This is a genomic window from Acuticoccus sp. MNP-M23, assembly GCF_031195445.1.
Taxonomy (GTDB): Bacteria; Pseudomonadota; Alphaproteobacteria; order Rhizobiales; family Amorphaceae; genus Acuticoccus.
This window is the reverse complement of record NZ_CP133480.1, coordinates 2,886,637-2,904,882: the sequence shown is the minus strand read 5'-3', so window position 1 is coordinate 2,904,882 and position 18,246 is coordinate 2,886,637. Positions and strand designations below refer to the sequence as shown.

Below are 18,246 nucleotides of genomic sequence, written 5' to 3'. Positions count from 1 at the left end.
ACCGATGACGAACCCCATCAAGTCCGGCCTCGACCGCCGCGCGTTCCTCAAGACCACGGCCATTGCAGCCGGCACCGTCGCCACCACCGGCTCGGCGCTGTTCGCACCGGCGGTCCACGCGCAGGATGCCGTCACGCTCCGCCTCGCCGGCACCGGCGTGAACGCCTACAACGAGATTGCCGAGAAGGCGAAGGAAGACCTCGGCATCAACATCGAGTACACGACGCTGACGTCCGATGACGTCGTCCGCCGCGCCGTGACGCAGCCGACCTCATTCGATCTCCTCGACGCCGAATACTGGATGCTGAAGAAGATCATCCCCGCCGGCACCATCCTCGGCATGGATACCTCCAAGATCAAATATTACGACCAGATCGTCCCGATCTTCACCAAGGGCGAAATGCCCGACGGCTCGAAGATGACCGACCAGGGCACCGACCCCTACGAGGTGGGCTTCCTCGAAGAGCAAGGCGGCAAGTCATTCGCTGACGGCGAAACCGGCTTCATGACCGCGATCCCCACCGTCTACAACGCCGACACGCTGGGCATCCGGCCCGACCTCATCGGCCGTCCGATCACGAGCTGGGCCGAGCTTCTGAACCCCGAGTTCAAGGGCAAGGCCTCGATCCTCAACGTGCCATCCATCGGCATCATGGATGCAGCGATGGTCGCCGAGGCGATGGGCGAAGTCACCTACGGTGACAAGGGCAACATGACCAAGGAAGAGATCGACAAGACCATCGCTCTCATGACCGAAGCCAAGAAGGCCGGCCAGTTCCGCGCCTTCTGGAAGGACTTCAACGAGAGCGTCAACCTGATGGCGTCCGGCGAAGTGGTCATCCAGTCCATGTGGTCGCCGGCGGTGACGGCCGTGAAGTCGCAGGGCATCCCCTGCATCTACCAGCCGCTGAAAGAGGGTTATCGCGCCTGGGCCTCGGGCCTCACGGTGCCGGCGCACGTCGACGGCAAGACGCGCGATGCAGCGTACGACTTCATCAACTGGTATCTGTCCGGCTGGGTCGGCGCGTTCCTCAACCGTCAGGGCTACTACACCGCGGTGCTGGACACGGCGAAAGAGAACATGTCCGAGAACGAGTGGAACTACTGGATGGAAGGCAAGGCCGCCACGGCGCCGATCGTCTCTCCCACCGGCCAGGAGCTCGGCGAAGTCGGCGAAGTGCGCGACGGCGGCTCGTTCGTCAAGCGCATGGGCGCGGTTGCGTGCTGGAACGCGGTGATGGACGAAGACCGCTACATGGTCCGCCGCTGGAACGACTTCATCGCAGCCTAGCGCCGGCCCGCGCGCCGCGGGTTACCAGAACCAACACGGGCCGCGCATCCTGCGCGGCCCAGTCCATGAGCTGCCAGGATCCTATGGCCCGTTCCCTTCCCTCCCGCGCCGTCGCCTATTTTCAGGCGCTCCCGATAGCTGCGGTCTTCGCGGTTTTCTTCATCCTGCCGATCTGTCTCGTGGTGGTGGTCTCGTTCTTCGACTACCAGACCTACGACATCCTCATTCCGGACTTCGTGACGTTCAACTACGAGGACGTGTTCTCCTCGCCGACCACGTACCGGACCTATGCCGCCACCTTCAAATTCTGCCTCATCACCTGGGCGCTGACCCTGGTGATCGGCTTTACCATCGCGCATTTCCTGGCGTTTTACCTCAAGAGCGTGCCGACGCAGCTCGTCTGCTTCCTGATCTGCACGATCCCGTTCTGGACCTCGAACGTGATCCGCATGATCTCGTGGATCCCGTTCCTGGGGCGCAACGGCCTCATCAACCAGGCGCTGATGTCGCTCGGCATCGTCGACGAGCCGCAGGAGTGGCTGCTTTTCTCCGAGTTCGCGGTGATCCTCGGCTACGTCCACCTCTACACGCTGTTCATGATCGTGCCGATCTTCAACTCCATGGCCCGGATCGACAAATCCTTGATCGAGGCGGCCAAGGACCAGGGCGCGTCGAGCCTTCAGATCCTGTGGAACGTCGTCCTGCCGCTCACCAAGCCCGGCATCGCCATCGGCTCGATCTTCGTGGTCGCCATCGTGATGGGCGACTTCATCACCGTCTCGGTTCTGGGTGGCGGGCAGATCCCGTCCATCGGCAAGAGCATCCAGACCGAACTTTCCTATCTCCAGTTCCCGCCGGCGGCTGCCAACGCCGTCGTCCTCCTCGGCATCACGATCCTGATGATCATCGCGCTGATCCGCATCGTCGACATCCGCAAGGAGCTTTGACGTGCAGGTATCCCCCCGCCCTCACAACGCCCCCCCTTTATATTCCGGTGGAAGACCCGCCGGAGGCGTGTCTTCGCCTGGCGACATTCCGGCGGAGCCGACCCCTCCCGCAACCCGCGGAGTGGGGCGAGGGTCAAGGCCGGAGAGCGAAGCGTGCCTTGAGGCTCGCCCCGCTCCGCGGGAGACTTGTATGAAGAGGGCGCTTCAAGGCACGGCCCCCAGCAACCGCCAAGCCAAAGGGAGGCGCCCATGAGAAGCACCGAAGGCCCGCCCTACAAGGCGCTGATGTGGGCAATCTTCATCCTCTTCGTCCTGTTCCTCTACGCCCCCATCGCGACCATCGTGCTCCTGTCGTTCCAGGGGCCGGAGGGCGGGCTGACCTTCCCCATGCGCGGCGTCTCGCTGCACTGGTTCGCCGAACTGTTCGGCCCGCAGTCCATCGGCGACATCTGGGGCGCATTCCGGCGTTCGTTCGGCCTCGGCGTCATCGTGATGATCTCCACCGTCATCATCTCGTTCATCGCGGGGCTGGCCTATCGCCGCCGCTTCATCGGCAGCACGGTGCTTTTGTATGTGGCGATCGCCAGCCTCGTGATGCCGTCCGTGGTGGTGTCGCTCGGCATTGGCGCGGGGTTCGAGCTCGCCGGCATTCAGCGCCACTGGTACAGCTCCGGCGTCGGCGCACATCTCACGTGGACGCTGCCGTTCGGGCTCCTCATCATGTTCGCCGTGTTCAACCGGTTCGACCGCTCGTTCGAGGAAGCCGCGCGGGACCAGGGCGCGAGCCCCTGGCAGACGATCCGCTTTGTGGTGGTGCCGATCATCCTGCCGTCGCTGATCGGCATCGCTCTTTTCGGCTTCACCCTCTCCTACGATGAGCTGGCGCGCTCGTCACAGGCCATCGGCGCGGTCAACACGCTGCCGCTCGAGCTTCAGGCGATGCAGACCAATACCACCACCCCGGTCATCTATGCGCTGGGCACCCTCACCACGGGCCTGTCGTTTCTGGTGATCGGCATTACCATTGCGGCCTTCGTAATCATTCGCCGGCGGCAGCAGCGCCATGGCTCGGACGCAGGCAAGGCATGAAGATCCACATCATCAACCCCAACTCGACCGCCTCGATGACGGACAAGATCGCGGCCGCAGCCCGCGGCATCGCCAGCCCCGGCACTCAAATCATTGCGACCAACCCCTCGGGCACGCCGGCCTCCATCGAAGGTTTTGCCGACGAAGCGGTATCGGTCCCGCCGCTGCTGGACGAGATCCGTAATGGGACCGAGGCCGGCGCCGACGCGTTCGTCGTCGCCTGCTTCGACGACCCGGGCCTCAATGCCTGCCGCGAAGTCACCGACCGTCCGGTCATCGGCATCTGCGAAGCGGCAATGATGACCGCGTCCATTCTCGCCGCCCGCTTCTCGGTGGTGACAACCCTCCCCCGTGCGATCCCCATCATCGAGGATCTGGCGGACCACTACGGCATGGGTCGCCGCTGCCGCCGGGTGCGGTCGGCGGAAATTCCCGTCCTGGCGCTGGAAGACGAAGGCGATGCGGCCGCGCAGAAGGTCCGCGCCGAAGTGCTGAAGTCCGTGGCGGAGGATGGCGCAGAGGCCGTGATCCTCGGCTGCGCCGGCATGGCCGACCTTGCCGCAGCACTCACAGAAGAGGCCGGCGTTCCGGTCATCGACGGCGTGATTGCCGCCACCAAAATGGCCGAGGCCCTTGCCGGTCTCGGCCTCAAGACCAGCAAGGCCGGCGCCTACGCCTTCCCGCGCCAGAAGTAGAAATCAGGCCGCAGCGCGCGCTTGGCCAAGCGTGCGCATCGCATCGGCCGCGATGGAGAATGAACGCTGCCGTGCGGCGGGATCGTGGATCTGCCCGGTGATGATCACCTCGTCCGGCTCATAGCGGTTCACCAGTGCGCCCAGAGCCGTGCGCACACTCTCCGGCCCGCCAACCGCGGAGACCGAAAGCGCCTCGTTGACGGCCGCGCGCATCCGCCGGTCGATCACCGCATCAACGTCGTCCACCGGCTTTGGCAGCGGCCCCGGCTGCCCGGTGCGCAGGTTGGAGAATGCCTGCTGCATGGACGACATGAGGTAGCGCCCCTCGGCGTCGTCCGCCCCGCCGAACACGTTGACGGCGAGCATGAAATAAGGCGTGTCCCGCCACGGCGACGGTCGGAAATTCTGCCTGTAGGTGGCCAGAGCCTCCCCCAGCGAAGCCGGCGCGAAGTGCGAGGCGAACGCGTAAGGCAGCCCCAGAAGCGCCGCCAGCTGCGCGCCGAACGTGCTCGACCCGAGGATCCACACCGGCACCTTGGTGCCGACACCCGGAATGGCGAGCACGCGGGCGCGCGGGTCGGCCGGCTCCAGGTAGCCGAGAAGCTCAGTCACGTCCTGCGGAAAATTGTCGGAATTGTCCATGGCGCGGCGGAGCGCACGGGCGGTGTTCATGTCGGTGCCGGGGGCGCGGCCGAGGCCAAGGTCGATCCGGCCCGGAAACAGCGTTGCCAGCGTGCCGAACTGCTCGGCCACCATCAACGGCGCGTGGTTGGGCAGCATGATGCCGCCGGAGCCGACACGGATCGTGCTGGTGTGGGCGGCAATCTGGCCGATGACCACCGCGGTTGCGGCACTGGCAATGCCCGGCATGTTGTGGTGTTCGGCAAGCCAGTAGCGGTTGAACCCCTCGCCTTCCGCATGGCGGGCCAGCGCAACGGAGTTGGCCAGCGCATCGCCGGCCGTGCCGCCTTCGGGAATCGGCGAAAGGTCGAGCACCGAATAAGGGATCATGTTGCACTCCGCAGGTTGCGCGCAGAACCGAAGGCCCCGCACATCCCGCTAACATAAGTGCCACAGCACCTACCTTCAACCGCCGGCCGTACGGCCGTACCAGACGCAAACGGCCGGAACCCTGAAAGGTCCCGGCCACTGCGGATCGCGCTGCGGTGGACAAGCGCCGCCTACTTGGCCGGCCAGAGCGACGCGTTCCAGTCCATCAGCGGCAGTTCGTCCACCACCTCGAAGGTGAATGACGTGGCGAATGTGCGGCCATGGCGGTCGGTCGTGTGGGCCGTCAGCATGTGGACGCCGGTCGCAAGGTCCGCCGGCAGGTCGGCGCGCCACAGATGGCTCGACTGGCGGGCCAGCATATAAGCCTGGAAGGGACCGGGCTGGCCGGCCCAGCTTGTGCCCCGCCATGTCTGAAAGCCCGCGGTCTCTTCACGCCCCTCGACCGAGCGCCACGCCTGCCGGCCCTGCGTCGCCTGCTTGGTCACCGCCAGCGGGTCGGCATATTCAGCGCCCTTGAACTGCGCCTCGCCATCACCGGGCTGGGTGCGGACAGCCGTGACCGGCGCACCGCCGTCGATGGAAACCTGCACCTTCGCGTCCTTCGAGCCGTTCCAGACGTTCACGGCGACAAAGGTGCCGCCTTCGATGTCCGCGCGCGTCAGCATGTAGAGATCGCCAAGGTCGTTCACGGTTACCGGTGGCAATTTGTCGCCGGGAATGGGGCCCTTCTCGGCGAAAGCGGTCAGCGCTTCGGCCCATTTGCGGAACCGCGGCGAGTTGAACGAGGCGTGGAGCTGGGCATCGTCCGGCTTGCCGAAGGCGATGTAGGTGTCTGTGTAGTCCGGCCCGTTGAAGCCGAACTCGTAGTAGCCGCGCGGTGCGCCGAGCCGCTGCGTGCTGCGCGGCACGCCCTGGTCGTTGAAGTCGCCGGCCCACCACGAGGCGGATACGGCGCCCGTGATGATCTGACGAAAGGGCGCCGTTTCGAGCCCGGTCGCCTCTTTCCAGCCGGCGAAACCCTCGCCGGGCGTGATGTTCTCGGTCGTGTGGGTGTGGCCCGAGAGCCCGAGTGCCGGACGATCGCCGATGATAGCGGCGAGTTCGGCGAAATTGTCGGTCTGGTGCTTCTTCGCGCCGCTGTCGGTGAACGACTGGAACGGCACGTGGGCGTTGACGATGATCAGCTTGTCCTGCGGCACGTTGGCAAGGTCGGCCTTCAGCCAGGCCGTCTGCCGGTCGTGGATGACGCCATTATAGTTGGGGCTGGCGTCCACGGCGCAGAATTCATGCACGTCGACGCCGTTGCAGGGGTAACGCACGTTGTCGAGCACCACCAGGTGCACGTCGCCATAGTCGAACGCGTAATATTCCGGGCCGAACTCACGGCGGAAGGTGTCGAACGAGTCCTTGTCGGACGTGGCGTCGAGGTCGAGGTCATGATTGCCCGCCACATAATATTGCGGCGTGTTGCCAACGGCGATGACCTTCTTGAAGCGCGGGTAGAGCGACAGGTCGTCGCCCATGATGTCCCCCTCGAACAGCAGGAATTCCACGTCCGCAAGGTCTCGCTCCAGCAGCATCTTGCCGACGGTATCGCGCACATAGCCCACTTCGCGGTTGTTGTAGGGCTGCGGGTCGCCGAACACGAGCGCCTTGAAGTCAGTCTTCACCGACGCTTCGATCATCGGAAAGTTGATGGCCTGCGGCAGTGGCCCGGTCGGCTCGATCCCGCCGAAACGGAGCGGCGGGGAGCCGGCTTCCTTGTGGACGTAATTGAACTGCGGGATCATGTCTTCGTCCAGCGGCACAAGATAGCCTGCCGGCTTGGTGACGAAGACATTCATGTCGCCATACGCGGGGAGCGAATATTTGCCGTCCGCGTCGGTCGCGACCACTTCCCGGCCGTTGGAGACCGACACGCCTGCAATGCCGGCCTCGCCATTGTCGAGCGTGCCATTGCGGTTTGCATCGACGAAGACGGTGCCCGTGGCGTGGTCGCCGCCATCGTTGGCGCCGCGCACCACGTCGATCGCGGCGATGTAGGTTGGGTCCTTGGCAAGCGCGGGCGCGCTGAAGGCGGTGGCGGCCAGCAATGCGGCCAGTGTCAGTTTCATGGTGCAGCCCTTTTCAAGAAGGCGGATCGCCCTTGCGATCACAGCCCCACACTGCACCGCGCAAGTAACGGGAGATTGGCACCCCGATGACGGTTTGGACACACCTGCCGTTCAGTCGATCTCCTTCAGCGCCGCTGCGGCGGCGATCGGCGCAAGGACGAGAAAGATGAGCGTGATGGCCCCCAGCATCGCAAGCTGTGGCGACGGATCGCGCCCGGCGGCAAACGCCTCGCACGCCGCAACGCCGAAGATCACCGACGGGATGGAAAGCGGCAGCACCAGAATTGCGATGAGAACGCCCGCGCGGCGAAGCGAGACCGCGACGGCTGCCCCCACGGCGCCGATCAGCGCAAGGCCCGGCGTGCCGATGAGGAAGCTGGCGAGCGTCACCCCCAGCGCACCCGGCGACATGTTGAGCAGGATGGCCGCGAACGGCGTTGCGATGATGAGCGGCAGCGCCGCCGCGCTCCAGTGCGCGGCCGCCTTGGTCAGCACCACAAGCCCGAGCGGCACGTCGGACAGGCGCAGCTGGTCGAGCGTGCCGTCCTCCTCGTCCGCCTGAAACAGCCGCTCCAGCCCCAGAAGGAGGGCGAGAAGAACCGCAATCCACAACAGCGCCGGCCCCAGGCGTGCCAAGAGCGGCAGGTCCGGGCCGACGGCAAAGGGGGCTACCGCCGTCACCGCCAGAAAGAAGATGACGCCGACGGGTCCACCACCGCCTGCGGCCCAGGCAAGGTGAATGTCGCGCCGGAACAGGGCCCAGAGGTTCATCAGGACAGATCCAAAGTGCGCGCGCCTTCAAGGCCGAGGGGCTCATGGGTGGAGGCCATCACCAGTCCGCCTTCGGCCCGGTGATCGGCCATGGCCGCCGCAAATCGCGTCCGCGCCGCAGCGTCCAGCCCCGCCACAGGTTCATCCAGCAACCACAGCGGGCGCGGTGAGGCCAGTAGCCGCGCCAGTGCCAGCCGCCGCCGCTGCCCTTGTGACAGGAATTGCGCGGGCGTTTCGCCCAGCGGCAGCAAGCCCACAGCGTCCAGCGCGGCTTCGGCACGCGCTTCGGCATTGTCGGGGCCGCCCTGCCAATCCGCCCAGAAAATGAGGTTGGCAAGCACGGTCTGTTGCGGTTTCAGCGCATTCTGGTGGCCGATGAGGTGGGCATCGGCCGGCAGCGCTGCGCCTTCCAGCGTGATCGCGCCGCCGTCCAGCGCGCAAAGCCCCGCCACAGCCCTGAGCAAAGTGGACTTGCCCGCGCCATTCGGCCCGGCCACAATGAGCGCGTCACCCGCCGCGATGGTGAAGGAGACCGAGGTCAGGACAAGCCGCCCGCCTCGCGTCACCGACACGTCACGCCCTTCAAGGCGCGTTTTGCCGAACGAATTCACCGCGTTCACTCCGAACCGGGTTGATCGGCGCGCCAAGAAGGCGTTGATAGCGGCAAAATCTCGAACTCGTCCAATGAAGGAGATGGCGCCGTGCCCCGCTCGCTCGACACGTTCCGATCCCGCACCGAGCTCACCGTAGACGGCAAGAGTTACGCCATCTTCGACGTGAATGCCGCCGAACGCAACGGCCTCGAAGGTGTTTCCCGCCTTCCCAAGTCGCTGAAGGTCCTGCTCGAAAACCTTCTGCGCTTCGAAGACGGCAAGACCGTCACCGCAGACGACATCAAAGCCCTGTCCCAGTGGGTGAAGGACAAGCGGTCCGACCGCGAGATCGCCTACCGCCCCGCCCGCGTCCTGATGCAGGACTTCACCGGCGTCCCCGCCGTGGTCGACCTTGCCGCCATGCGTGACGCGACCGAGAGCCTCGGCGCCGATCCCAAGCGCATCAACCCGCTCGTCCCCGTCGACCTCGTCATCGACCACTCCGTCATGGTCGACCGCTTCGGCACGTCCGGCGCGTTCGAGGCGAACGTCGAGCTGGAATATGAGCGCAACGGCGAGCGCTACCAGTTCCTGCGCTGGGGCCAGGGTGCGTTCGACAATTTCCGCGTGGTGCCGCCCGGCACCGGCATCTGCCACCAGGTCAACCTCGAATATCTGTCCCAGTCCGTGTGGACCAAGGACGAAGACGGCGCGACCTTCGCCTTCCCCGACACGCTCGTCGGCACCGATTCGCACACCACCATGGTCAACGCGCTAGCCGTGCTCGGCTGGGGCGTCGGCGGCATCGAGGCCGAAGCGGCCATGCTCGGCCAGCCGGTCTCCATGCTCATTCCCGAGGTGATCGGCTTCAAGCTCGAAGGCACGCTGCCCGAAGGCACCACGGCGACCGACCTCGTGCTCACCGTCACCGAAATGCTGCGCAACAAGGGCGTGGTGGGCAAGTTCGTCGAATTCTACGGCGCCGGCCTCTCCGCCCTTTCGGTGGAAGACTGCGCGACCATTGCCAACATGGCCCCCGAATACGGCGCCACCTGCGGCTTCTTCCCCATCGACGCGGACACCATCCGTTATCTTGAGGCCACCGGCCGCGACAAGCACCAGGTCGCACTGGTGGAAGCCTACGCCAAGCAGTGCGGTTTCTGGCGTGCCGACGACAGCGAAGACCCCGTCTTCACCGATTCGCTGGGCCTCGACCTTGCCACCGTCGTCCCGTCGCTCGCCGGCCCCAAGCGCCCGCAGGACCGCGTTGCGCTCGACAACGCCGCGCCCGCCTTCGCCGAAGCGGTCAAGACCATCAAGGGCGGCCGCATGCCCAAGGAGCCGGTCGCCGATCCCGCCAACACCAGCCAGGGCGACGACCGCTTCATGGCCGAAGGCGCCTCGCGCGACCAGACCCCGGTTCCCGGCCATGAGGTCGAGGGCGAGGAGTACCGGCTCGACGATGGCGACGTGGTGATTGCCGCCATCACCAGCTGCACCAACACGTCCAACCCCTCGGTGATGATCGCGGCGGGCCTCCTCGCCCGCAACGCCCACGCCAAGGGCCTGACCTCCAAGCCCTGGGTGAAGACCTCGCTCGCCCCCGGCAGCCAGATCGTGACCGATTATCTCGCCAAGACCGGCCTCGACGACGACCTCGACGCCCTCGGCTTCCAGCTCGTCGGCTACGGCTGCACCACCTGCATCGGCAACTCCGGCCCGCTGCCCGAGAAGGTGTCCAAGGTCATCAACGAGAAGGACCTCGTTGCGGTCTCCGTCCTTTCCGGCAACCGCAACTTCGAAGGCCGCGTGAACCCGGACGTGCGGGCGAACTACCTCGCCTCCCCGCCCCTTGTCGTCGCCTACGCGCTGCTCGGCACCATGACCGAGGACATCACCACCGTGGCGCTCGGCAAGGACAAGGACGGCAACGACGTCTTCCTGAAGGACATCTGGCCCTCCACCAAGGAAGTCGCCGACACGCTGCGCACCGCCATCACCCGCGACATGTTCGACACCCGCTATGGCGACGTGTTCAAGGGCGACGAGAAGTGGCAGGGCGTGAAGACCTCCGGCGGCCTCACCTACGACTGGCCGCTGTCGTCGACCTACGTGCGCAACCCGCCCTACTTCGAGGGCATGACCATGACGCCCGACGCCATCGAGAACATCGAAGGCGCCCGCGTCCTCGCCCTCTTCCAGGACTCGATCACCACCGACCACATCTCCCCGGCCGGCTCCATCAAGCCGTCCTCGCCCGCTGGCGAATATCTCAGCGAGCACCAGGTCAGCGTGAGGGACTTCAACTCCTACGGTGCCCGCCGCGGCAACCACGAGATCATGATGCGCGGCACGTTCGCCAACATCCGCATCAAGAACCAGATGGTTGCCGGTGTCGAAGGTGGCGTGACCTATCACGAGCCGTCCGGCGACGAGATGCCGATCTACGATGCCGCCATGCGCTACGCCAAGGAAGGCGTGCCGCTGGTGATCTTCGCCGGCAAGGAATACGGCACCGGCTCCTCGCGTGACTGGGCCGCAAAGGGCACGCGCCTCCTCGGCGTCCGCGCCGTCATCACCGAGAGCTTCGAGCGGATCCACCGCTCCAACCTCGTCGGCATGGGCGTGCTGCCGCTGGTGTTCACGGGCGGTGACACCTGGGACAATCTGGGCATCACCGGCAAGGAAAAGGTCACCATCGAGGGCCTCGACGCGCTGACCCCGCGCCAGACCCTCAAGGCCGAGATCACGTACGAGGACGGCTCGACGAAGACCATCGAGCTGCTCTGCCGGATCGATACCGCCGACGAGCTGGCCTACTACAACAACGGCGGCATTCTGCACTACGTGCTGCGCGGCCTTGCCGGCGAAGGCGCCCCCCCGGTCGCCGGCGTCGACACGGGCGGCTACCCCGCCAGCTGACGCCGCGGCCAGGGCCCGCACGATCGCAATCAAACGGGGCGCCCATGGCGCCCCGTTTTCGTTTGTGGCAACGGGGGTTCACGGCGCAGGAACAGCACGCCGCGCGGCGGCGCTGCCGGAACAGACCACCCCATCACGCATTGCTAACGATCATTGTCCAAGCTGCCCGGCGGCCGAAACCTTGGCCGCCCAACCCGCCAGAAATCCGACACACCACAATGACCCTAGCGCTCGCCGAACTCCCCGCCGCCTCCCGCGCCACGCTGGCGGCTGCCGAGACCCGGCGAAGCTATGCCCCCGGCGGAACCATCGTTGCCGAAGACGGCACGCCCGACGAGCTGTTCCGCATCGAGTCGGGAACGGTTGCTGTGGTGCGGAACGGCGATGACGGCACCGAGCACACGCTGGCCGAGCTTGGCCCCGGCGAGATTGTCGGCGAAATGGCCTTCCTCGACGGCGAACCGAGGTCCGCCTCCGTGCGTGCCCTCAGTGAGGTCACGCTGTCGCGCCTCAGCGCGGCCGAGCTTGCCGCAACCGACGCCGGCTCGCGCGCCCTGTCCGACCTCAGGGCTGCCCTCGGCGCCGCCATCGTCACCCGAATGCGCGACCACAACGACCGATACCTGGAATCGCTGGAGCGTGAGGTCAGCAACCTCAAGGAGCGCGAGCAGTTCGGCGTCTTCTACATCTATTCGATCGTCACGATGGGCCTTGGCACCATCGCCAACGTGGTGATCGCACGCAACATCTTCGACGTTGATGTCTACTCGGTGCGCTTCGGCTGGCAATATCTGGCGATTTATCTCCTGCCGCTGTTCGTCGTGCTCATCCGCATGAAGCTGCCCGTCTCCGAGCTCGGGCTCACCACCCGCGGCCTCGGCCGGTCGCTCACAGAAGGCATCGCCATCTCTGCCGTACTGATCGGGGTGATGGCGGTGGCAAGCTTCGTTCTCGGCCGGTTCGACATCATGCTCGGCACACCGACGCCAATGCCCCTGACCGTCTTCCTCTCCTACGCACTGCACTCGTTCCTCCAGGAACTTCTCGCCCGCGGCTTCCTCCAAAGCGCCTATCAGCGCTTCCTCAACGATGCGCGCGGCATCAAGTCCGTCATCCTGTCATCGGTGCTGTTTGGCATGTTCCACCTGCATTTCGGCCTCCATGCCGTGCTGATCACGACCGTTGGCGGCTTCCTGTTCGGCTGCATCTTCCTGCGCCACAAGAATCTGGCCGGGGTGACGCTGGTCCACGTTGCGCTCGGCACCGGCGCGTTCGTGTTCGGCTTCCTCTGAGCGCGCCGCGTCTGGCCTGAAACCGGCGACGGCACTATCCGGCCAGCCGGCTCCGGTGCCGAACAGGCTGATCCTGCAATTCGCCGCGTCGGCCTGAAGCGCCGCCGATCCGGCCACGGGACCTGCCGCGATCTCCACCCCGGACATCCCGCCCCTGATGGCCAGATCGATCCACAGAAGGCGGCTGCCGGGGCAAGGCGGAGCGTAACGATCTCGCTTCGGCTATAGCTCCGCGCTACAAGCAGTCTATAGCCAAAATAGGGTCAAGCATGGACGGAAGCCTCAGGGTCGGCGATCTCGCCCGCGCCACAGGCACCAGGGTGGTCACGATCCGCGACCACGAGAACGCGGCTGTTCTTTTGCGCGCCTCGCTAAGCCGAACCCATTACCGAACCTGCGATTCGGCAGCTCTTGCCCGTCTTCGCTTCATCCGCCGCTGCCGCAGGCTCGGATTCTCGCTGGATCAGGTGCGCGACCTACTGACGCTGTCTTGCGATGCTGAGCACCCCTGCGCCGACGTCGATGCCCTCGCCGGGCCGCTCCGCGCGATCGCCGGCTCCACCGGCGGCGGCACGATCTCTGACTGCCGGATCATCGACGCCATCGCGCCGGACTGACGCGTGCCGGCCGCTGTCCTCTACGCCGCCGCGGCGCTTGCCGAAATTGCCGGGTGCTTCGCATTCTGGGCATGGCTTCGCCTTGGCCACAGCCCGCTATGGCTGCTTCCCGGCCTCGCATCGCTGGCCGCCTTCGCGTGGCTTCTGGCGCTGAGCCCTGCGGACCACGCCGGCCGCGCCTTTGCGGCTTATGGTGGCGTCTACATTGCCGCCTCGCTCCTCTGGCTGTGGGCGGCGGAGGGTCAGCGGCCAGACGGGTGGGATCTTTTGGGCGGCGCCGTGTGCCTCGCGGGTGCCGCGATCATCCTTCTAGCGCCCCGCGGCGCTTGAGCCTGCCGCGCAGCCGTCATATTCTGCCGGACTGAAATCTTGTCTCAATTGCGGACCTTACAAGTTTTTCATGCAGGCCGTCCGCGCGCCGGTTGCGCTTGCTAGTCGCTTTTTGAATCCCCATATTGCAAGTCAATGGACGAGGTGCGTCCGCCGCCGGCCTTCTGGGGAAGACCTCACCGGCTCACTCGAACCATAGGAATATCAATGGCAACCTCAGATCGTAATCCGTACGCTCGGCCGATGGGCGGTGCCGTGCGCGCCGACGCCGGCGTCGATCAGGGCCTGCGCAGCTACATGCTGCGTGTCTACAACTACATGGCCATCGGTCTCGCCATCACGGGCGTTGCCGCGCTCGCAATGGTCCAGTTCGCCGTGACCGACACCGCCGCCAACGCAGCGGCGCAGCTGCCCAACGGCATGTACCTCACCCAGTTCGGCGTCACGCTGTACACCAGCGCGCTGAAGTGGGTCGTCATGCTCGCGCCGCTCGGCATGGTGTTCTTCATCTCCGCCCGCATCGGCAAGATGTCGACGTCTTCCGCGCAGCTCGCCTTCTGGGTCTTTGCCGGCCTGATGGGCATCTCGCTGTCGTCGATCTTCCTCGTCTACACCTCCGAGTCGATCGTGCGCGTGTTCTTCATCACCGCCGCCGCCTTCGGTTCGCTGTCGCTCTACGGCTACACCACCAAGCGGGACCTGTCGGGCTGGGGCCAGTTCCTGTTCATGGGCCTCATCGGCGTGATCATCGCCTCTGTGGTCAACCTCTTCGTGGCATCGTCCGCACTGCAGTTCGCGATCTCGGTGATCGGCGTTCTGGTGTTCGCCGGCCTCACCGCCTACGACACGCAGCGCATCAAGGAGATGTACTACGTGGGCGACGACAGCAGCACGGCCGGCCGCAAGGCGATCATGGGCGCCCTGTCGCTGTACCTGAACTTCATCAACATGTTCGTCATGCTGCTGTCGCTGTTCGGCAACCGCAACTAACCAGCCCGCAAGGGCCGGGACGACCGAGGGCGCGGGGCATCCCCCGCGCCCTTTTTCGTGAGCGCCACCGAACCCGCTGCGTTGAAAACGGCGCGACGACCGTCCCGCCCCCGCGACAAGCATCGAGACAAGCATCGAAAAGAGGCACGACACCCGATGAGCGGTCCCAAGATGATCGAATTTTCCAGCCTCGAGCGCCCCGGCTCCCCCAACACGGCGCTTTATGCCGACCCCGGTGATACAAAAAGCCAGGCCGACGTCCCGGCGCTTCGCTTTCAAAGGACGCCGGCTGCGGTATTTGCCGCATGGCAGCAGGTGGTGGCGGACGCCCCGCGCACCGAGGTGATCCACGCCGACGCCACCGCCTTTACCCATCACGCGGTGCAGCGCTCGCGAATCTTCCGCTTCCCGGACGATATCTATGCCAAGGCCATCGCCGACGGTTCGGGCACGCGGCTCCTCGTTTATTCCGCGGCGCGCTACGGCAAGGGCGACTTTGGCAAGAACCGCGAGCGGCTCGAAGCGTGGCGCACGGCATTGATCGGTGCGTTGGGCGAAGACCCCCTTGCCAGCACTTCCGTGAGTGAGGACACTTCCCCCCAGGACCGTTGAAAAGGGAGGCTTCCATGCCGAGACTGTTCACCGCCCTCGCCCTCCCGGAGGCCGTCCGAACGCAGCTTACGTTCCTGCGCGGCGGCCTCAAGGGTGCCCGCTGGATCGACCCTGCCAACTACCACATCACCCTGCGCTTCATTGGCGATGTGGATGACCGGGTGGCCGACGAAATCGCCTACACCCTCTCCAGCATCCAGCGCGATCCCCTCAGCATCCGCCTTTGCGGTCTTGCCTCCTTCGGCAGCCGCAAGCCCCACTCGGTCTACGCACGTGTGGAGCCAACAGAGGCGCTGAGCGAACTTCAGGCGGAGCAGGAGCGGATGTTCCAGCGCCTCGGCCTGCCTGCCGAAGCGCGGCGCTTCACCCCTCACGTCACCATTGCACGGCTGCGCGGCACCTCACCGCGCGAGGTCGCCGACTGGCTGACCGTGCGCGGCGGGTTCGCCGTCCCGCCGTTCGAGGTGGAGGAGTTCGCGCTCCTCTCCTCGCGCGCCTCAACCGGCGGCGGCCCCTATCTCACCGAGGAGCTCTATCCCCTCGAAGCCGTGCCGGCCTGAACAAGGCGGTGGGCAAAGAGCGCCGTCAGTTGCCGCCTTTCAATGCCTTGTCGAAGGCGGCGATGACGATTCTGATCAGTTGCGCATGGATGTCGCGGCGGGAATCCCCGGTGCCATCCGTGCAGATGGGTTCGCCAATGTCTTCGCTCTCGGCAATTCCGGCCGCTCCCGGCTTGCATTCCCCGAACATGCTGTAGTGGGACGCATCCGCAACGGTTGCGTAGCGCCCGTTCGCAATTTGTCGGGCGATCCCTGACGACAGCGTGCTCACGGGGATCTCGCCCTCGCGGCCGAGGTTGACGATCTCCGTGGGGATCGTGATCTGCGAAAACGAGACCTGCTCCAGAACATCCACCGGGGCCGGGTCGATTGCCATCGCGAAGCCGATGCGGTCGTCGGTGTTGTCACGGCCCGCAAGGCTCATGTCGATGGCGTGGAGATCGACACCGCTGGCCTTGATCCACCCGCAAAGGGACGCATTGCGTTCGAACGTGTCGCAGTAGCCGGCAAGCAAGGCCGGGTCGATCCGCGCGCCAGCCAGCGAAAGCGCGGTCGAGCCGCCCATGGAAAGCCCCAGCACGCCGATGTTTCCCGGTTCCAGGCTGTCCTTGAAGACCGTGCTGGCTGCCATTGCATCCAGCGTTGCGGTGATGTCGGCCGGCCGCAGCCAGAGCTTCACCGTATCGAGCGCGGAACGAACCCGTCCCCCGTTCCCGGGATGCGTCGGGGCCGCCACAACATAGCCGGCCTTCGCGAGCGGCGTGGCAAGCCAGCTCATCGCTTGCGGCGTACCGCCGAGGCCTGCGCCGTGGGAGAGCAGGATCAGCGGAAATGGCCCTTTGGAAACCGGTGCATCCTTCATGGCGGACGTGCCCCGGAAAAAGATGCTTTCGCCCAGCGTGACCGGTGTGCCGCCGGCCTCCGCCGGGTACCAGACCGTCACGGCAAGGTCGTCGCCACGCTCTGCCGAGGGCACCGCCAGCTCCCGAACGCCGGCAAGGTCGCGTCCTGCGTCCGCGCTGTCTGCCGCGATGAGGGGGACGAGGGCGCATGAGATCGACGCGGCGAGTTTGATCCAGACGTTCAGGGGACTGTTCCTTTGCCTCTTTGCCGACATGCGGGCGATGGGCTTGCGGTACGCGATTTTGGCAGGTGGGGACAAGCGCAAGGGTCTGGCCGCGCCGGAGATATTATGGAGCCACCACGCAAAAAGGCCCGCCGGTTGTCCGGCGGGCCTTTTCTTGTCGTCGCGGCAGAAGGGAGCCTGCCTTACTGAGCGGTGGTGCCGACAGCCTCGTCGTCCGCATAACCGGCGATTTCATCGTCGGTTGACAGAAGCGGGGTGATCCGGCGCACCGTAACGCGGCGGTTGGCAGCGCTCGCCCCCTGGGTATCGACCTTCAGATAGGTCTCACCGAAGCCCTGGGTGACGAGGTTCTCCGGCGGGATCTCGAAATACTCGGTGAGCACTTCGGCGACCGACGAGGCACGCTCGTCGCTCAGTTCCAGGTTGTACAGGTCCGAACCCACAGCATCCGTGTGCCCCTCGATCAGATAGACCTCGTTGGGGTTGTCGGCGACAGCCTGCTCGATGGCCACGCCGATATTCTCCAGCTGGTCGATCTGGCTGTCCGCCACTTGAGCCGAACCGGTCGCGAACGTGATGGTGTCCACATCCACGCGGGGCATGTAGTCGCGCACGTTCTCGTTGGCCAGCACCTGGTTCAGCGTGAACGAACGATCCAGCTCCTGCACCGGCTCTGCGGTCACGGCCTCGTAGACCACTTCCGGCGCTGCGATCGACTGATCGACGATGTAGCGCTCACGCGGCGGCGCATAGTCGATGACCACATCGGAATCGTTGCCCCACCAGGTCGGCAGGTTGTTGAACAACGTCACCGGTGCGGCGCCCGGCACTTCGCGGTAGCGGCGGATCGGGATGCCGCGATCGTCAGCGATGGTCACGACCCGCACGCCGTTGGGGCGAATGACCACGGTCTCGTTCCAGCCATTGTTCAGCTCGAAGCGATCGATGGCATTCGCCCGCCAGCCGAACCGGTCCACCCACGGGTTCACCACAAAGTAGCGGTTGTCGTTGTAGTAGATCTGCCGGTTGCGGCGGTTGATCCGCTCGGCACGGTCGAAGAAGCGCAGGTCGTTGCGGTAATCGCGCCGCGCCTGTCGGCGAAGCTGCCGCTGGCGCCGCTCCCAGTCGTTGACCCGGATATTGCGGTTGCGGTTACGCGCCACGTTGTTGTTCACCCGGCGATCGCGGCGCACTTCGCGGCGCAGCTCCTGCCGCCGCTCACGCAGGCGCTCGGCCCGGCGTTCGGCACGACGGTCGTTCTGCACACGATTGGCACGGCGCTCCTGGCGAACCTGACGGCGACGCTCAAGATTGCGCTGTTCCTG

The 18,246-nt window shown here is 65.7% G+C and carries 17 protein-coding genes; 11 read left to right on the top strand and 6 right to left on the bottom strand.

Features of this window, described 5'->3' with window-relative positions; translation table 11 throughout:
* Positions 1 to 4 precede the first annotated feature (4 nt).
* The 4 genes from RDV64_RS13460 (at position 5) to RDV64_RS13445 (ending at position 4,022) form a co-directional block, all read left to right on the top strand.
* On the top strand, positions 5 to 1,291 hold the full coding sequence (locus RDV64_RS13460; protein WP_309195433.1) for a PotD/PotF family extracellular solute-binding protein: 1,287 nt from the start codon (positions 5 to 7) through the stop codon (positions 1,289 to 1,291).
* An 83-nt stretch (positions 1,292 to 1,374) separates the two neighbouring features.
* Positions 1,375 to 2,238 carry an ABC transporter permease gene (locus RDV64_RS13455; RefSeq protein ID WP_309195432.1) on the top strand — a complete coding sequence of 288 codons (864 nt, stop codon included), beginning with the start codon at positions 1,375 to 1,377 and terminating at the stop codon, positions 2,236 to 2,238.
* A gap of 249 nt (positions 2,239 to 2,487) precedes the next feature.
* Complete coding sequence (locus RDV64_RS13450) at positions 2,488 to 3,327, top strand: ABC transporter permease (protein ID WP_309195431.1); 840 nt, start codon at positions 2,488 to 2,490, stop codon at positions 3,325 to 3,327.
* Complete coding sequence (locus RDV64_RS13445; RefSeq protein ID WP_309195430.1) at positions 3,324 to 4,022, top strand: aspartate/glutamate racemase family protein; 699 nt, start codon at positions 3,324 to 3,326, stop codon at positions 4,020 to 4,022. The genes RDV64_RS13450 and RDV64_RS13445 overlap by 4 nt, the downstream gene beginning before the upstream one ends.
* A 3-nt stretch (positions 4,023 to 4,025) precedes the next feature.
* Here the strand turns inward: RDV64_RS13445 and RDV64_RS13440 are convergent, their stop codons facing one another.
* The 4 genes from RDV64_RS13440 to ccmA all read right to left on the bottom strand — a co-directional run bounded on the left by RDV64_RS13440 (position 4,026) and on the right by ccmA (position 8,529).
* Positions 4,026 to 5,033, bottom strand: a complete 1,008-nt coding sequence (locus tag RDV64_RS13440) for an LLM class flavin-dependent oxidoreductase (RefSeq protein ID WP_309195429.1) — start codon at positions 5,031 to 5,033, stop codon at positions 4,026 to 4,028.
* A 170-nt stretch (positions 5,034 to 5,203) separates the two neighbouring features.
* A complete protein-coding gene (locus RDV64_RS13435; protein WP_309195428.1) occupies positions 5,204 to 7,147 on the bottom strand; it encodes a calcineurin-like phosphoesterase family protein in 1,944 nt (647 codons plus the stop codon).
* 111 nt (positions 7,148 to 7,258) lie between these two features.
* Complete coding sequence (gene ccmB / locus RDV64_RS13430) at positions 7,259 to 7,918, bottom strand: heme exporter protein CcmB (RefSeq protein ID WP_309195427.1); 660 nt, start codon at positions 7,916 to 7,918, stop codon at positions 7,259 to 7,261.
* Positions 7,918 to 8,529 carry a heme ABC exporter ATP-binding protein CcmA gene (gene ccmA / locus RDV64_RS13425; RefSeq protein WP_309195426.1) on the bottom strand — a complete coding sequence of 204 codons (612 nt, stop codon included), beginning with the start codon at positions 8,527 to 8,529 and terminating at the stop codon, positions 7,918 to 7,920. The genes ccmB and ccmA overlap by 1 nt, the downstream gene beginning before the upstream one ends.
* 90 nt (positions 8,530 to 8,619) lie before the next feature.
* On the opposite strand from ccmA, the gene acnA reads away from it, so the two are divergent.
* The 7 genes from acnA (at position 8,620) to thpR (ending at position 15,834) form a co-directional block, all read left to right on the top strand.
* Positions 8,620 to 11,433, top strand: coding sequence for an aconitate hydratase AcnA (gene acnA / locus RDV64_RS13420; RefSeq protein WP_309195425.1), 2,814 nt, complete (start codon positions 8,620 to 8,622; stop codon positions 11,431 to 11,433).
* Positions 11,434 to 11,651: 218 nt separating this feature from the next.
* Positions 11,652 to 12,725 (top strand): cyclic nucleotide-binding domain-containing protein, encoded by a 1,074-nt coding sequence (locus RDV64_RS13415; protein ID WP_309195424.1) that lies wholly within the window; start codon positions 11,652 to 11,654, stop codon positions 12,723 to 12,725.
* Positions 12,726 to 12,994: 269 nt separating this feature from the next.
* Complete coding sequence (locus RDV64_RS13410; protein ID WP_309195423.1) at positions 12,995 to 13,342, top strand: MerR family DNA-binding protein; 348 nt, start codon at positions 12,995 to 12,997, stop codon at positions 13,340 to 13,342.
* Positions 13,343 to 13,345: 3 nt separating this feature from the next.
* Positions 13,346 to 13,672 (top strand): YnfA family protein, encoded by a 327-nt coding sequence (locus RDV64_RS13405; protein WP_309195422.1) that lies wholly within the window; start codon positions 13,346 to 13,348, stop codon positions 13,670 to 13,672.
* A gap of 207 nt (positions 13,673 to 13,879) precedes the next feature.
* Complete coding sequence (locus RDV64_RS13400) at positions 13,880 to 14,662, top strand: Bax inhibitor-1/YccA family protein (protein ID WP_309195421.1); 783 nt, start codon at positions 13,880 to 13,882, stop codon at positions 14,660 to 14,662.
* 57 nt (positions 14,663 to 14,719) lie between these two features.
* Positions 14,720 to 15,274 (top strand): DUF1499 domain-containing protein, encoded by a 555-nt coding sequence (locus RDV64_RS13395; RefSeq protein WP_309195420.1) that lies wholly within the window; start codon positions 14,720 to 14,722, stop codon positions 15,272 to 15,274.
* A 14-nt stretch (positions 15,275 to 15,288) separates the two neighbouring features.
* Positions 15,289 to 15,834, top strand: a complete 546-nt coding sequence (gene thpR / locus RDV64_RS13390; protein ID WP_309195419.1) for an RNA 2',3'-cyclic phosphodiesterase — start codon at positions 15,289 to 15,291, stop codon at positions 15,832 to 15,834.
* Positions 15,835 to 15,859: 25 nt separating this feature from the next.
* Here the strand turns inward: thpR and RDV64_RS13385 are convergent, their stop codons facing one another.
* A complete protein-coding gene (locus tag RDV64_RS13385; protein ID WP_375143828.1) occupies positions 15,860 to 16,951 on the bottom strand; it encodes an alpha/beta hydrolase family protein in 1,092 nt (363 codons plus the stop codon).
* Positions 16,952 to 17,103: 152 nt separating this feature from the next.
* The gene (locus RDV64_RS13380; protein WP_309195417.1) at positions 17,104 to 18,186 is read right to left on the bottom strand and encodes an OmpA family protein; all 1,083 of its coding nucleotides are present in this window, start codon (positions 18,184 to 18,186) and stop codon (positions 17,104 to 17,106) included.
* Positions 18,187 to 18,246: the final 60 nt, after the last annotated feature.

Coding starts and splice junctions, on each gene's coding strand:
- RDV64_RS13460 (WP_309195433.1), top strand. CDS start 5: ATGACGAACCCCATCAAGTCCGGCCTCGACCGCCGCGCGTTCCTCAAG.
- RDV64_RS13455 (WP_309195432.1), top strand. CDS start 1,375: ATGGCCCGTTCCCTTCCCTCCCGCGCCGTCGCCTATTTTCAGGCGCTC.
- RDV64_RS13450 (WP_309195431.1), top strand. CDS start 2,488: ATGAGAAGCACCGAAGGCCCGCCCTACAAGGCGCTGATGTGGGCAATC.
- RDV64_RS13445 (WP_309195430.1), top strand. CDS start 3,324: ATGAAGATCCACATCATCAACCCCAACTCGACCGCCTCGATGACGGAC.
- RDV64_RS13440 (WP_309195429.1), bottom strand. CDS start 5,033: ATGATCCCTTATTCGGTGCTCGACCTTTCGCCGATTCCCGAAGGCGGC.
- RDV64_RS13435 (WP_309195428.1), bottom strand. CDS start 7,147: ATGAAACTGACACTGGCCGCATTGCTGGCCGCCACCGCCTTCAGCGCG.
- ccmB (WP_309195427.1), bottom strand. CDS start 7,918: ATGAACCTCTGGGCCCTGTTCCGGCGCGACATTCACCTTGCCTGGGCC.
- RDV64_RS13415 (WP_309195424.1), top strand. CDS start 11,652: ATGACCCTAGCGCTCGCCGAACTCCCCGCCGCCTCCCGCGCCACGCTG.
- RDV64_RS13410 (WP_309195423.1), top strand. CDS start 12,995: ATGGACGGAAGCCTCAGGGTCGGCGATCTCGCCCGCGCCACAGGCACC.
- RDV64_RS13400 (WP_309195421.1), top strand. CDS start 13,880: ATGGCAACCTCAGATCGTAATCCGTACGCTCGGCCGATGGGCGGTGCC.
- thpR (WP_309195419.1), top strand. CDS start 15,289: ATGCCGAGACTGTTCACCGCCCTCGCCCTCCCGGAGGCCGTCCGAACG.
- RDV64_RS13385 (WP_375143828.1), bottom strand. CDS start 16,951: ATGTCGGCAAAGAGGCAAAGGAACAGTCCCCTGAACGTCTGGATCAAA.